Origin of the sequence: Corynebacterium sp. AOP36-E1-14 (genome assembly GCF_052377495.1) — a bacterium.
Taxonomy (GTDB): domain Bacteria; phylum Actinomycetota; class Actinomycetes; order Mycobacteriales; family Mycobacteriaceae; genus Corynebacterium.
The window spans coordinates 57,193-71,675 of the sequence record NZ_JBQSWV010000009.1 but is presented as its reverse complement, the minus strand read 5'-3'; the positions used below and the strand labels follow the sequence as shown (position 1 = coordinate 71,675).

General features: G+C 67.4%; 10 protein-coding genes. 6 read left to right on the top strand and 4 right to left on the bottom strand.

The annotated features are described in order from the left end of the window. Positions 1–168 precede the first annotated feature (168 nt). Both putP and ACT3TD_RS06130 read left to right on the top strand, forming a co-directional pair. On the top strand, positions 169–1,809 hold the full coding sequence (putP, locus tag ACT3TD_RS06135) for a sodium/proline symporter PutP (RefSeq protein WP_444637974.1): 1,641 nt from the start codon (positions 169–171) through the stop codon (positions 1,807–1,809). A gap of 90 nt (positions 1,810–1,899) precedes the next feature. Beyond that, positions 1,900–2,571 carry an HNH endonuclease family protein gene (locus tag ACT3TD_RS06130; protein ID WP_444614941.1) on the top strand — a complete coding sequence of 224 codons (672 nt, stop codon included), beginning with the start codon at positions 1,900–1,902 and terminating at the stop codon, positions 2,569–2,571. Between the two features lie 3 nt (positions 2,572–2,574). Here the strand turns inward: ACT3TD_RS06130 and ACT3TD_RS06125 are convergent, their stop codons facing one another. Continuing rightward, complete coding sequence (locus tag ACT3TD_RS06125; RefSeq protein WP_441579252.1) at positions 2,575–4,707, bottom strand: DEAD/DEAH box helicase; 2,133 nt, start codon at positions 4,705–4,707, stop codon at positions 2,575–2,577. Between the two features lie 90 nt (positions 4,708–4,797). Between ACT3TD_RS06125 and ACT3TD_RS06120 the strand changes: the two genes are divergently transcribed. From ACT3TD_RS06120 to ACT3TD_RS06110, 3 genes are all read left to right on the top strand, one after another. Next, a complete protein-coding gene (locus ACT3TD_RS06120) occupies positions 4,798–6,246 on the top strand; it encodes an amino acid permease (RefSeq protein ID WP_444614943.1) in 1,449 nt (482 codons plus the stop codon). 91 nt (positions 6,247–6,337) lie between these two features. Further along, complete coding sequence (locus ACT3TD_RS06115) at positions 6,338–7,807, top strand: glyceraldehyde-3-phosphate dehydrogenase (protein ID WP_441579250.1); 1,470 nt, start codon at positions 6,338–6,340, stop codon at positions 7,805–7,807. 84 nt (positions 7,808–7,891) lie between these two features. Then, entirely contained in the window at positions 7,892–8,491 is a 600-nt protein-coding gene (locus ACT3TD_RS06110) for a hypothetical protein (protein ID WP_441579249.1), read from the top strand. Here the strand turns inward: ACT3TD_RS06110 and ACT3TD_RS06105 are convergent. Then, positions 8,473–9,261: a hypothetical protein gene (locus tag ACT3TD_RS06105; protein WP_441579248.1), complete on the bottom strand. Its 789-nt coding sequence runs from the start codon at positions 9,259–9,261 to the stop codon at positions 8,473–8,475. The genes ACT3TD_RS06110 and ACT3TD_RS06105 overlap by 19 nt on opposite strands. 330 nt (positions 9,262–9,591) lie before the next feature. Here ACT3TD_RS06105 and ACT3TD_RS06100 point away from each other — a divergent pair, with 330 nt between their 5' ends. Continuing rightward, positions 9,592–13,359: a multifunctional oxoglutarate decarboxylase/oxoglutarate dehydrogenase thiamine pyrophosphate-binding subunit/dihydrolipoyllysine-residue succinyltransferase subunit gene (locus ACT3TD_RS06100; protein WP_444614944.1), complete on the top strand. Its 3,768-nt coding sequence runs from the start codon at positions 9,592–9,594 to the stop codon at positions 13,357–13,359. 102 nt (positions 13,360–13,461) lie between these two features. On the opposite strand, the gene ACT3TD_RS06095 is transcribed toward ACT3TD_RS06100, so the two are convergent. Together ACT3TD_RS06095 and ACT3TD_RS06090 are read right to left on the bottom strand one after the other, a co-directional pair. After that, positions 13,462–14,115, bottom strand: coding sequence for a hypothetical protein (locus tag ACT3TD_RS06095; protein WP_301442214.1), 654 nt, complete (start codon positions 14,113–14,115; stop codon positions 13,462–13,464). 55 nt (positions 14,116–14,170) lie between these two features. Beyond that, entirely contained in the window at positions 14,171–14,365 is a 195-nt protein-coding gene (locus ACT3TD_RS06090; protein ID WP_301442213.1) for a hypothetical protein, read from the bottom strand. Positions 14,366–14,483: the final 118 nt, after the last annotated feature.

Sequence of the window (14,483 nt, the reverse complement as noted above, 5' to 3'; positions counted from 1 at the left end):
GCGTGATCCTGGCAGAATCCTGGGGGGAACATTCGGGTTTTTTGGCTGTCCGGCTGGATATCACGGTGCGGACATGGAACCCTGATGGGGTGTCGCCTCCCCACGTAGTGGGGTGGCGCCTGCTAATTCTGAACGATCAACCGCTACCACCTACTGAGGAGGCCAACGGTGAGTGAACAAACCTGGTTCATTATCGCCATGGTGATCTATCTGGCTGTGATGCTCGGCATCGGAGTCTGGAGTTTCACCAAGACAGACAAGTACGAGGACTACGTGGTCGGAGGCCGCGGCCTCCACCCGTTCGTCGCCGCACTGTCCGCCGGCGCGTCCGACATGTCCGGCTGGCTGCTGATGGGTCTGCCCGGCGCACTGTTCATGTCAGGTTTCTCCGAGATCTGGATGGGCGTCGGGCTGCTGATCGGTTGCTGGCTGAACTGGAAGCTGGTCGCACCCCGGCTGCGTAGCTACACCGAGGTGTCGAACAACTCGATCACCGTGCCGTCGTTCTTCGAGAACCGCCTGCGCGACCACAGCCACACGCTGCGTGTGGTCGCGGGCATCATCATCCTGGTTTTCTTCGTCTTCTACGTGTCCTCCGGCATGGTCGCCGGCGGACGTTACTTCCAGTCCAGCTTCGACGGCGACTACCTCACCGGCCTGGCCATCATCGGTGCCGTCACCGTGGTGTACACCTTCGTCGGCGGCTTCCTCGCGGTGTCCTACACCGACGTGGTCCAGGGCTCGATGATGTTCCTGGCGCTGATCCTGGTGCCCGTCTTCGCGATCATCTCCCTGGACAACCCGGGGGACATCTTCACCTACCAGCTCGACAACGACTACGGGTCGATGGCCGACGGCGCGGTGAACGCCGTCGCGGCGAACTCGAACTTCTACAGCCTGTTCCAGTTCAACGACACGACCACCTGGGCCGCGTTCATCATCATCATCTCGAACCTCGCCTGGGGCCTCGGCTACTTCGGCCAGCCCCACATCGTGGTTCGCTTCATGGCCATGCGTAAGCCGTCCGACGCCGTCGCCGGCCGTCGCTGGGGCGTCAGCTGGATGTTCCTGTGCCTCATCGGCGCGGTGTTCATCGCCATGACCGCCCCGGTCTTCTTCGCCCAGACCCCGGAGGCCATGTTCTCCGACACGGCGAACTACGAGACCAACTTCCTGGACATGGCCAAGGTGCTCTTCCACCCGTTGGTCGCCGGCCTGATCCTCACGGCCGTGCTGGCCGCGATCATGTCCACGGTCTCCTCGCAGCTGCTCGTGGTCGCCTCCGCACTGGTGGAGGACATCTACGCGGGCATGATCAACAAGAACGCCTCGGACACGGTGCTGAAGAACCTGTCGCGTGCGATGGTCGTCATCGTGGCGATCATCGCCGCGCTCATCGCCCTGGATCCGGATTCCGCGATCCTCGGCCTGGTCGAGTTCGCCTGGGCCGGCTTCGGTGCAGCCTTCGGCCCGGTCATCGTCGCCTCGCTGTACTGGCGTCGACTCAACGCCCAGGGTGCGGCTGCCGGCATGATCGCCGGCGCGCTCGTCGCCTTCATCTGGGGTGGCCTGCCGCAGTTCGGTGTCATGGACAAGCCCTTCGGCCTGTACGAGATGATCCCGGGCGTGGCGCTGAACGTCATCCTGATGGTCACCGTCACCCTGGCCACCAAGGCCCCCTCCAAGGAGATCACCGACGAGTTCGACGAGGCCCTGCGCTTCGCCCAGCTCACCGTCGACAACGGCGACGCCGACCTCGAGGCCGCCCGTGCCAAGGTCGAGGCAGAGTCTGCCGAGGGCAAGCTCTAGCAGTGATCCACCCCGGGCACTGACCCGCGCCCCGCGCGGATCTGCCCCGGACGGGAACCTCCGGACCGGTCGGGGGAGTCTCTCTTCACCATGAGACTCCCCCGGCCGGTTTCGTCGTTCCCGCCGTTGTTCGTCGCCGGCGCCCTGCTGGCCGCCTGCGTGCTGGCCCCCTCCGGACGGGCGCAGGACGCCCCGGCGTCCGCCGACCGCGCGTCGGTGACGGCGGCGCTGGACGAGCTGCGCACCGTCCCGCGCCGCGTCCACGTGCTCGGCTACTCGCGCGAGCACTTCGGCGGGTGGTCGCAGCAGTACGGCGACGGGGTGGGGTGCAGCACCCGGCACCTCGTCCTGTTGGACGCCTTCGCCGACCACTCCCCCGGTACGCCCGGCTCCTGCCCCGTCGCGACGGGCGAGACCACCGACGTGTACACCGGTGGACCGCTGAGCCCGGGGGACGTGGAGATCGACCACGTGGTCCCCCTCTCCGCGGCGTGGGACCACGGCGCGTGGGGGTGGGAGCGCTCGACGCGCGTGGCCTTCGCCAACGACCGGGAGGTCAACCTGTTGGCGGTCTCCGGCGCGGCGAACCAGGCCAAGAGTGACGGGACGCTGGGTGAATGGCTCCCGCAGACGGCGAAAGCCGGCTCCCTCTCGGGAGCCGGCTGTGCCTATGCCGCGCGCTATCTCGTGGTGAGCCTGACCTACCGGCTCACCGTCAGTGCCGCGGACGCGGACGCGGCACGACGGGTGTGCGGTCTGTGACCGTCAGTCGCGCTTCGCGCCGCGGTTGCCGCGGAAGCTGCCGCGTCCACCGCGGTCGCCACGGTCGCGGTCGAAACGTCCGCCGCCGTTGCCACGGTCGTTCCGGCCGCGGTTGCCGCGGTCGTTACGGTCGTTGCGATCGTTACGGTCGCCGCGGGGACGCCCGCCGCCGCGGTTGCCACCACGGTCACCGCCGCGGTCGCCGTCCTGACGGGTACGCGCGGGGCGTCCGGCGGGGGCGCCGGGGTCCGGCTCGATGTTGATCAGCTTGCCGGAGATCCGGGTCTGGTCGAGGGACTCGAAGGTCTCGCGCGGCAGGTCGGCCGGCAGCTCCACCAGGGAGTGCTCGGAGAAGATGCTGATCCGGCCGAAGTCGCGGGAATTCATGTTCCCCTCGTTGGCCAGGGCGCCGACGATGGCTCCCGGGCGCACGCGCTGCCGGTGGCCGACGCCGATGCGGTAGACCGCGAGGGACTTGCCGTTACGGTCGGTGACCGTGGGCGCCTGCTTGTTGAAGCGCTCCTTGAACGGGCGGTGCACACCGGACTGGCCGTCGAAACCGTCACGGCGGTCGCCACGGTCCCCGCGGTCGTTGCGGTCACGACGCTCGCGACGCGGCGGCTCCTGGATCTCCTCCATCAGGAACGGCTCCTTGCCCTGGAGCTTGGCGGCCAGGGCCGCGGCGATCTCCGTGGGCTCGACGTCGTTCTCGGTGGCGTACTCGGCGATCAGGTCGCGGAAGGTCGCGACCTGCTTGCCCTTGAGCGACTCGGTGATCGAGGCGTGGAACTTCTTCTTGCGTGCCTCGTTGACCTGGTCGACGCCCGGCAGCTCGATCTCGTTGAGCTTGGACTTGGTGGCCCGCTCGATGTTCTTGAGCAGCCGACCCTCACGCGGGGTGACGAAGAGGATCGCGCGGCCGTGGCGACCGGCACGGCCGGTACGGCCGATGCGGTGCACGTAGGACTCGGTGTCGCGCGGGATGTCGTAGTTGAAGACGTGGGTGATGCGCTCCACGTCGAGACCACGGGCGGCGACGTCCGTGGCCACGAGGATGTCGAGGCGACCGTCCTTGAGCTGGTCGACGGTGCGCTCACGCTGGTTCTGCGGGATGTCACCGTTGATGGCGGCGGCGTCGAACCCGCGCTCACGCAGCTTCTCGGCGACCTCCTCTGTGTCGTTCTTCGTACGGACGAAGAGGATCATCGCGTCGAAGTCGGTGACCTCGAGGATGCTGGTCAGCGCGTTGAGCTTGTTGCGGTAGGTGACGTACAGGTAGTCCTGCTCGATGTTCTCCGCGGTGCGCTGCGTGGACTTCACCGTGATCTCGGCGGCGTCGTTCAGGTACTGCTTGGAGAGGCGACGGATCGCCGACGGCATGGTGGCCGAGAACAGGGCGACCTGGCGGTCGTCGGGAGTGTCGGACAGGATGCGCTCGACATCCTCCTGGAAGCCCATGTTGAGCATCTCGTCGGCCTCGTCGAGGACGAGGAAACGCAGACCGGACAGGTCGAGGCTGCCCTTGGCCAGGTGGTCGATCACACGACCGGGGGTGCCGACGACGACCTGGGCGCCACGGCGCAGGCCGGACAGCTGGGCACCGTAGGGTGCGCCACCGTAGATCGGCAGGACGCTCACGCCGCCGAGCTGCTTGGCGAAGGTCTCGAAGGAATCGGCGACCTGCAGGGCCAGCTCTCGCGTGGGGGCGAGAACCAGGACCTGCGGGGTGCGCTGGTTGGGGTCGAGGCGCGACAGCGCGGGCAGAGCGAAGGCAGCGGTCTTACCGGTACCGGTCTGCGCCAGACCCACGACGTCCCGACCCTCCATGAGGGTGGGGATGGTGGACGCCTGGATCGGCGACGGGGTCGTGAAGCCGACCCGTTCCACGGCCTCGAGGATCTTCGGCGGCAGGCCGAGGGTGTCGAAGCCGTTCTTCTCGTTTTCTGTTTGGATGTTCTTCTCGGTGACGTCCCCGTCCACAGTGCTCTCGGGAATCTCTGCGCCCACTTCGTCACCGAGGTCCGACGACCCCGTGACCGGGGAGGTGGCATCCTCGTGCAGATTCTCCTGAGGTACTGACGACTGGGAGGTTTCCGGCATATTTTCGTCGCCGGTTACGTTCTCAGTTTCAGACATTGACCTCACAGTACGTGGTCGGCGCCATAAAAGCGATTCGACCGGCCCGCGCTGTGATATAGGACTCCCCGATGGTTAGTATGTGAGTCCGTGAGTGACTCAAGCGCCCCCGTCCGGCAGGAACGCCAGCTCCGCCGCACGCTGACCCACCGGCACATCCACTTCATCGCACTGGGCTCCGCGATCGGCACCGGCCTGTTCTACGGTTCGTCCGGCGCCATCGGCGCCGCGGGCCCCGGCGTGGTGTTCGTCTACCTGCTCGGCGGCGCCGTGGTGTACTTCATGCTCCGGGCCCTGGGCGAGATGGCCGTCGCCGACCCCGCCCCCGGGTCCTTCGCCGAGTACTGCCGCCGGTACCTGGGCGGCTGGGCCGGCTACATCACCGGCTGGATGTACGCCTTCGAGATGATAATCGTGTGCCTGGCCGACCTCACGGCCATCACGGTGTACATGACCTTCTGGTTCCCCGACACCCCAGGCTGGGTGTGGGTGTCCGTGGCACTGCTGATCGTCGGCGCGGCGAACCTGGCCAGTGCGCGCTGGTACGGGGAGCTGGAGTTCTGGTTCACCTCGATCAAGGTCACGGCCGTGGTGGCGATGATCCTCGGCGGTGCGGCGATCCTGGTCTTCAACCTCGACACCGGCGGGTCCGCCGGATTCGACAACCTGTGGAACGACGGCGGCCTGTTCCCCAACGGCGTGACCGGCGTATTCAGCGCCCTGATCCTCGTGCTCTTCGCCTTCGGCGGCACCGAGATCATCGGGGTGACCGCCGGGGAGGCCGCCGACCACGAGAAGACGATCCCCAAGGCCGTCAACACCGTGCCGATGCGCATCCTGCTGTTCTACGTGCTGGCGATCCTGGTGATCGTGGCGGTGATCCCCTGGCGGCAGATCACCGGCGAGGAGTCCCCGTTCGTCCAGATCTTCAGCGACCTGGGTATCGGCTGGGCCGCGGCGGCCCTGAACGTCGTGGTGGTCTCCGCTGCGCTCTCGGCGATCAACTCCGACCTCTACGGCGCCGGACGCGTGGTCTTCGGCATGGCCCGCCAGGGCCTGTCCCCGCGGATCTTCGCGCGGCTGAACCACCGGGGCGTCCCGGTGACCACGATCGGGGTCATGCTGGTCGTCCTGCTGGTCGGTGTGGCCCTTCAGCTCGCCAGCAGCACCGCTGCGGAGATGTTCCAGAGCATCGCGGCGCTGGCCACCTTCGCCACCGTCTTCGTCTGGCTGATGATCCTGCTCGCCCACCTCGGCAGCCGCTACGGCAAGAACGCGGTGACGAAGGACGACGGCACTCCCCCGGCGTTCCCGGTCCCGCTGTGGCCGGTGGGCCAGTTCTTCGCCATCGGGGTGATTCTGCTCACCTTCGGGACGATGGTCTGGATGGACGAGTACCACTCCGCCCTCTGGGCGGGGGTGATCTTCCTTGTCGCGATGACCGCGCTCTACCCCCTCACCCGGCGCCGCGCGGCCGCCGCCGCGTCTGGTCCAGCGTCCGACTCCCCGCAGCGGGGGGATGACATCGGGGGCGAGTAGCCCTCCGTACGTCCGTTCCCTTACCTTTGTAGTGTCCTTCTACCCCCTTACCGGGGACCATCACGACCGCCCCCTAGGAGCTCCCACACCCATGAGTGCACCGGCCACCGATTCCCAGAGCGACTGGAACTCCCGCATCCTGCTTGCCGAGCAGATCCTCCCGCTCCTCTCCCGCCTGCACCGGGAGCACAACGTCGTCACGTCCGTCTTCGGTCGCCTGCTGATCAACGTGACCGGTGTCGACGTGATCAAGTCGCACCGTTACGCACGTCTGGTGACCGACCGTGAGCTGCCGCTGAGCTCCACCCTGCCGATCCTGCAGGAGCTGGTGGAGATGAACCTCGGCAGCGCGTCGATCGACCTGGGACGCCTGGCCACCGGCTACGAGGCCGAGGGCGAGTCCGCCGGCACACTGCGCGACTACCTCGAGCGTGAGCTCGCCGAGGTCGTCGGCGCCCACACCGAGAAGGATCCGACGGACGTCGTCCTGTACGGCTTCGGACGTATCGGACGCCTGCTCGCCCGCATCCTCATCGCCCGCGAAGCCGCCTACGGCGGCGTGCGTCTGCGCGCCATGGTCGTGCGACGCAACGGCGACGACGACCTGGAGAAGCGCGCCAGCCTGCTGCGTCGTGACTCGGTGCACGGCGCCTTCGACGGGACGATCTCCGTCGACCACGACAACGAGATCATCTGGGCCAACGGCACCCCGATCCAGGTCATCTACTCCAACGACCCGGCGTCCGTGGACTACACCTCCTACGGCATCGACAACGCGGTACTCGTCGACAACACCGGCCGCTGGCGCGACCGCGAGGGACTCTCCCAGCACCTCGCGGCCAACGGTGTGGCCAAGGTCCTGCTGACCGCGCCCGGCAAGGGCGACGTGCGCAACCTGGTCTACGGGATCAACCACGACGACATCACCGAGGACGACTCGGACCGCATCCTGTCCGCCGCGTCCTGCACCACCAACGCGATCACGCCGGTGCTCAAGGTGATCAACGACCGCTACGGCATCAGCCACGGCCACGTCGAGACGGTGCACTCGTTCACCAACGACCAGAACCTCATCGACAACTTCCACAAGGGTGACCGGCGCGGACGTGCCGCGGGTCTGAACATGGTCATCACCGAGACCGGCGCCGCCAAGGCCGTGGCCAAGGCGCTGCCGGAGCTCGGCGGAAAGCTCACCGGCAACGCCATCCGCGTCCCCACCCCGGAAGTCTCGATGGCGGTGCTGAACCTCAACCTCGACACCGAGACCACCCGCGACGAGGTCAACGACTACCTCCACAAGGTCGCCCTGCACTCGAACCTGCGTCAGCAGATCGACTACATCAAGTCCCCCGAGGTGGTCTCCACCGACTTCGTGGGCTCCACCCACGCCGGCATCGTCGACGGTCTCGCCACCATCGCCGAGGGCAGCAACCTGGTGGTCTACGTGTGGTACGACAACGAGTACGGCTACTCCAACCAGGTGATCCGCATCGTCGAGGAGATCGCCGGCGCGCGTCCGCGGGTGTTCCCCCAGCGTGTCGCACCGGCGGACCTCTACTGACCCCAGCACTCTTTTCGAACGAATGGTCGATTGACCACGGCCGGTCGCGGATTCATGTCCGCGGCCGGCCGTAGTGTTCCCGGCATGGAGAACACCACCACACCCACGACACCGTCCATCCACGTCCTGATGCGTCGACCGCTCAGTGCACTGAGGCCGGCACTGTCCGTCTCCCGTGCCGCCGAGCGGTGCGCCACGGTCCTGCGCCACCCGCGCAGCCGTATCCGCGTCTCCCCCGGCTGGACGGCCCCGTCCCTGCGCATCGCACTCCCCTCCGGCCCCGCACAGGTGTTCATGTCACGTCACCGGGTCTCCACCACCATGTGGCGCAGGCTCACGGGGGCCGGACCGGACGAGACCCCACCGCCGACACCCGTCCACCTGGTCACCCTGACCGCCAGGGCGGAGAAGTCGAACCTGACCGCGTCCGCCCGGAACATGACCACGGACGTGCACTCGCTGTTCCGTCGGACGCTCAGGTCCGACGCCGATGAGACCGGCGAGGGTGCCGAGGACGGCCAGGGCGGCCAGCTCGTCTGCGGCCACGTGCTCTGGGTGTCACAGGAGTCCTGCGGCGGGCCTGCCCGGACCGACGGGCTCATGGAGTGGACGTGGCACGCCCTCCTGAGCGGTGAACCCGGCCGCGCGTCAGCACCCGAACCCGGTCACGGCACCGCGGCCTGACCGTCCTCATCATCGTCTTCATCGTCTTCGTCGTCCTCTTCGTCGTCTTCCTCCCACAGGGTTTCCAGCGGAACCAGGAGAGCCTCCCAGTCCGGGGCCTGGACCTGCGCCAGGGCGAGGACGTCGAAGAGCCGGTCGAAGTCGGTGTACACGCCGAGGTCGAGGACCTCCTCGGACATCTCCGCGACGTTGCTGACCAGCCCACGGAACATGGCCTGGCGTTCCAACTCCGAGTACTCCTCGCCCACCGAGTCGCCGTCCCAGACGTCGGCGATTGCCTCGTCCATGAGGTCCTCGAACCCGTCGCCCAGGGAGATGAACTCGACGCGTGCCGTCGGTTCGGTCGACTCGCCGTCGAGGGTGACGACCAGCTCCGAGCTCTCCCCGATCTCCGCGGAGACACGGAGGGCGTCGACCGGGTCCTGCACGAACTCCAGGTCGACGATCCTGGAGTCCGTGCCGTCGATCAGGTCGCGGATCACGCCGACGACCTGGTCGGTCGCGATATGGCGGGCAACGGTGGCGACCGCCTCCTCGACAGAGAAGACAACACCCACCAGGGCTGCCTCGAACTCCTCGTCATCCTCGGCGACGTCGGCCATGGCGAGGAACACGTTCGCCGCCACCAGTCCGGCCGGAACCCCCTCCCCGATCTCCACGAACTGGATCTCGAGGTCCGAGGACACCGGGACGAAGACCGTCCCGTCATTCACCCTCGACTCAATGCCCTCGGCATCCAGCGACTCAGCAACATCCTCATAGAACCCCATGGTGGGCGCCTCCTCGGTACTTCCTCCGAATGATGTGCAGCTTGCGCAGGCTTCGCGCGGTCGGGCTGCCGGAACGACACCATGCTAGCCCAGTTGCCGCCACACGTCCCTGCCCACGGCCCCGCCCTCCTCGCCTCTCGCTTCGCCGCCCACCAGGAGTGGTTTCGTCCAGGTAACGGGCCCATCTCCGCGAGCCGTACGCGAAGCTACTGAAAACATACGCTCAGCTGGCAATATCGACACCTCCCCCACCACGGTCACGGAAACTGGTGTTGTAGTAGGGTGGAACGTCGAGATTGACCACATCATGAAATGAGGCGAGGACCTGCTGTGAACAGCACCAATTTCGGCCAAAATGAATGGCTGGTCGACCAGATGTACCAGCAGTTCAAGGAAGACCCCCAGTCCGTAGATCCGGAATGGCGGGAACTCTTCAACAAGCGGCCGGACAAGGTTGACCACGCATCGGGGACGACGTCCCCGAGCTCCACGACCTCCGAGAACGACGGCACGTCCGCCGACAAGGGGACCAAGACCGCCAAGGCTTCGACCGGACCGTCGAAGTCCGAGCCGAAGGCCGCGGCGAGCAGCACCGGCGGCTCCAAGCCCGGCAAGCCCGGTAAGCCCAAGGGCGCGGTGGCCCCGAAGAAGTCGCTTTCTGCATCGGTTAACCCGATTCCGGACCGCGTGGCTCCCCCGGCGCCCAAGGGCCCGGCCGAGGCACCCACCGCCGGCGAGCACCCCCTCAAGGGAGCACAGAAGTCCATCGCCAAGAACATGGACATCTCCCTGGAGATCCCGACCGCGACCACCGTGCGCGACATGCCCGCCAAGCTCATGTTCGAGAACCGCGCGATGGTCAACGACCACCTGATGTCCCGCGGTAAGGGCAAGATCAGCTTCACCCACATCATCGGCTGGGCGATGGTCAAGGCCGTCCAGGCCCACCCCTCGATGAACAACAACTACAAGCTCGTCGACGGCAAGCCCGTCCAGGTCACCCCCGAGCACGTCAACCTCGGCCTGGCCATCGACATGGTCAGCAAGAACGGTGCCCGCAACCTCGTGGTCGCCGCCATCCGCGAGTGCGAGACCCTGACCTTCGACGGTTTCGTCGAGGCCTACGAGGACATCGTCAGCCGTGCCCGTGTCGGCAAGCTGACGATGGACGACTTCAGCGGTGTGACGATCCAGCTCACCAACCCCGGTGGCATCGGCACCCGCCACTCCGTTCCGCGCCTGACCCGCGGGCAGGGCACCATCGTCGGCGTCGGCGCCATGGACTACCCGGCGGAGTTCGCCGGCGCGTCCGAGGACCGCCTGGCGGACATGGGTGTCGGCAAGCTCGTCACCATGACCTCCACCTACGACCACCGCATCATCCAGGGTGCGGAGTCCGGCGAGTTCCTGCGCGACATCAGCCGCCTGCTGATCAACGACGACTTCTGGGACGACCTGTTCGCCGCCATGGCCGTGCCCTACGCCCCCGTGCGCTGGAGCCAGGACCTGCCGAACATCGGCGTCGACAAGTCGACCCGCGTCATGCAGCTCATTGAGGCCTACCGCAGCCGTGGTCACCTGATCGCCGACATCGACCCGCTGCTGTGGACCCAGCCGGGTCTGCCGGTCCCCGACCACTCCGACCTGGAGATCGAGACCCACGGCCTGACCCTGTGGGACTACGACCGCAGCTTCAACGTGGGTGGGTTCGCCGGCCGCGAGAAGATGACCCTCCGCGAGGTGCTGGCCACGCTGCGCCGCGCCTACACGCTGAAGGTCGGCTCCGAGTACACCCACATCCTCGACCACGACGAGCGTCAGTGGCTCGAGGAGCAGATCGAGGGTGGCCAGCCCAAGCTGCCCAACCCCGAGCAGAAGTACCTCCTGCAGACCCTGAACTCCGCAGAGGCCTTCGAGAACTTCCTGCAGACCAAGTACATCGGCCAGAAGCGTTTCTCCCTCGAGGGTGCCGAGTCGCTGATCCCGCTGCTGGACGCCGCCGTGGACTCCGCCGCCGAGCAGGGTCTCGAAGAGGTCGTCATCGGCATGCCCCACCGTGGCCGCCTCAACGTGCTGGCCAACATCGTGGGCAAGCCGTACTCCAAGGTCTTCACCGAGTTCGAGGGCAACATCGAGCCGACCGTCGCCGGCGGCTCCGGTGACGTCAAGTACCACCTCGGCCAGACCGGCCAGTACACCCAGATGTTCGGTGACAACGACATCGACATCACCCTGACCGCGAACCCCTCGCACCTCGAGGCGGTCAACCCGGTCATGGAGGGTCTCGCACGCGCCCACCAGGACATCTCGACCAGCCAGGCCGAGCACCCGGTCATGCCGATCCTGATGCACGGCGACGCGGCCTTCACCGGCCTCGGCATCGTCCAGGAGACCATCAACCTCGCCCGCCTCGACGGCTACTCCGTCGGCGGCACGGTGCACGTCGTGGTCAACAACCAGATCGGGTTCACCACGACCCCGGACTCCGGTCGCTCGACCCACTACGTCACCGACCTGGCGAAGGGCTTCGACGCCCCGATCTTCCACGTCAACGGCGACGATCCCGAGGCAGTCGTCTGGGTCGCACGTCTGGCCGTCGAGTACCGTCGCCGCTTCGGCAAGGACGTCTTCATCGACCTGGTCTGCTACCGCCGCCGCGGTCACAACGAGTCCGACGACCCGTCGATGACCCAGCCGGAGATGTACGACCGCATCCACGACCGCTCCACCGTGCGCGCCCTCTACCACGACACCCTCGTGGGACGTGGCGAGCTGTCGGAGGAGGACGCCCAGCGCGCCGCCGACGACTTCCACGGCCAGCTGGAGACGGTCTTCAACCAGGTGCGCGAGGCCGAGAAGGGCACTGCCCCGGCCGAGCAGACCGGCATCGCCGGTTCCCAGGCCCTGACCCGTGGGCTGGACACCTCCGTCCCCCGCGAGGTCGTCGAGGCCGTCGGAGACGCCTTCACCGGCGTCCCGGAGGGCTTCAACGTCCACCAGCGCGTCAAGCCGGTCGTCAAGCGCCGTCAGGAGATGACCCGAAAGGGCGGCATCGACTGGGCCTTCGGCGAGCTGCTCGCCTTCTCCACCCTGGCCCAGGACGGACGTCTCGTGCGCCTGGCCGGTGAGGACTCCCTGCGAGGCACCTTCACCCAGCGCCACGCCGTGCTCTTCGACTCCGAGACCACCGAGGCCTACAGCCCGCTGGAGAAGCTCGCCGAGGAGTCCGGCAACGGCGGATCGTTCCGTGCCTACAACTCCCCGCTGACCGAGTTCGCCGGTCTCGGCTTCGAGTACGGCTACTCGGTGGGCAACATCGACGCCGTCGTCGCCTGGGAGGCCCAGTTCGGTGACTTCGTCAACGGTGGCCAGACCATCATCGACCAGTACATCGCCTCCGGTGAGGCGAAGTGGGGTCAGCTCTCCAGCGTCATCATGCTGCTGCCCCACGGTTACGAGGGACAGGGCCCGGACCACTCCAGCGCCCGTATCGAGCGGTTCCTGCAGATGGCCGCCGAGGGTTCGATGACCATCGCCCAGCCGTCCACCCCGGCGAACCACTTCCACCTGCTGCGTCGCCACGCCATGGGCACGATGCGTCGTCCGTTGGTGGTCTTCACCCCGAAGTCGATGCTGCGCAACAAGGCCGCGACCTCGCCGGTGGAGGACTTCACCGAGGTCAAGGGCTTCCGCTCCGTGCTCGACGACCCGCGCCTGGCGGACTCCGCCGCCACGCACGAGGAGATCACCACGGTCCTGTTCTGCTCGGGCAAGATCTACTACGACCTCGAGAAGAAGCGTCAGGAGGACGGTCGCGACGACGTCGCCATCGCCCGCATGGAGATGCTGCACCCGCTGCCGCACAACCGTGTCAAGGAGATCCTGGACCGGTACCCGAACGCCGAGTACCGCTGGGTCCAGGACGAGCCCGCCAACCAGGGCCCGTGGCCGTTCCTGGCCCTCAACCTGCCGGAGCGTATCGAGGGTCTGCGCCTGAAGCGCGTCTCCCGCCGCGCCCAGTCGTCCACGGCCACCGGCCTGGCCAAGGTCCACAAGCTTGAGCAGGAGCAGCTGCTCAACGAGGCGTTCGCGAAGTAGCGTTCTCACCCCACCCCGCCGTCGCCGGCCGGGGGCGGGGAAAAGCCGGAGGCCCGGCGGGAACCGAAAGGTTCCCGCCGGGCCTCCGGCATGTCCGGGCGGCTAGGAGCTGTCGGACGACTCCTCGGCGAGGTCGTCGTCGGACACCCCTCCGGCGACGTTGTTCAACGCCCGCCGGTCAGGACGGTCCAGCGCGGTCTTGCGGTAGACGGCGACGAAGTTCTGCGGCAGGGAGTCGTCGTCGCACGCCGCCACCTCACCGGGGTCGCTGGCCTGCAGATCCGTCGGCAGTGCCGAGAACATCGTCGAGTGGGCGATGTCGCGCCACTGCGAGGCGTCCGCACCCTCCTCCTGTGCCTCGGCGTAGAGCCCCCGCAGCTCCTCGCCCTTCGCCGGGTCGAGCTCGTCGAGCAGCTCGCCCACACAACCGATCACCACGCTGACCTCGCCGTTGTGCAGCTTGTCCAGCCGGTCACCCGTGGTCACGTCCCGGGCCTCGACCTCCCGGCCCGCCGCCTCGAAGGCACTGCGGTACCTGTCCTCCAGCCGGTGCTGGACGGTGTCGTCGGTGACCCCCAGGTACACCGGACCCGAGGTCTCCTCGCTCATGGCCACCGACGCGGGGCCGGTGACACCGCCTGCCGTGCAGGACGACACCCCTGCCGCCGCGACGAGGACCGACGCCGCGACCGCCGTACGGCGCGCGCCGGCGCGCGTCCACCGTCCGGCACGTGCCGTGTTCCCGTGAGTGCTCATGCGCCCGTCCTGTCCATCGTCTCGTCCGCCACCGGCCCAGCCTCTCACACCCATCTCACCACCACGCCACGAGATACACGCCCACCAGCGCCAGCCAGGGCACGATCCCCCACCACCGGGCACGGTCGGAGAGCAGCGCCCCGGCCGTGGCCACCACCGCCGCCACCGCATGGGGGATCCACAACGGGCTCCCCAGCACCGCGAGGATGAGCGCGACCCCGCACAGGCCACCGGCTATCAGACGTGACATGGTTTCCTTCCGCTCATTCGGCAGTAGCTCGACATCCGCACCAGAATACCTGCAGTGCGCGTCCCGGAAGAAGCCGTACAGGCCGGTTCAGGGCGCGGTCACAGGAAGCTGTGCCGTA

Bases quoted from the DNA above. Each gene is read 5' to 3' on its own strand.
- ACT3TD_RS06130 (WP_444614941.1), top strand. From the start codon at position 1,900: ATGAGACTCCCCCGGCCGGTTTCGTCGTTCCCGCCGTTGTTCGTCGCC.
- ACT3TD_RS06125 (WP_441579252.1), bottom strand. From the start codon at position 4,707: ATGTCTGAAACTGAGAACGTAACCGGCGACGAAAATATGCCGGAAACC.
- ACT3TD_RS06090 (WP_301442213.1), bottom strand. From the start codon at position 14,365: ATGTCACGTCTGATAGCCGGTGGCCTGTGCGGGGTCGCGCTCATCCTC.
- ACT3TD_RS06095 (WP_301442214.1), bottom strand. From the start codon at position 14,115: ATGAGCACTCACGGGAACACGGCACGTGCCGGACGGTGGACGCGCGCC.
- ACT3TD_RS06115 (WP_441579250.1), top strand. From the start codon at position 6,338: ATGAGTGCACCGGCCACCGATTCCCAGAGCGACTGGAACTCCCGCATC.
- ACT3TD_RS06110 (WP_441579249.1), top strand. From the start codon at position 7,892: ATGGAGAACACCACCACACCCACGACACCGTCCATCCACGTCCTGATG.
- ACT3TD_RS06105 (WP_441579248.1), bottom strand. From the start codon at position 9,261: ATGGGGTTCTATGAGGATGTTGCTGAGTCGCTGGATGCCGAGGGCATT.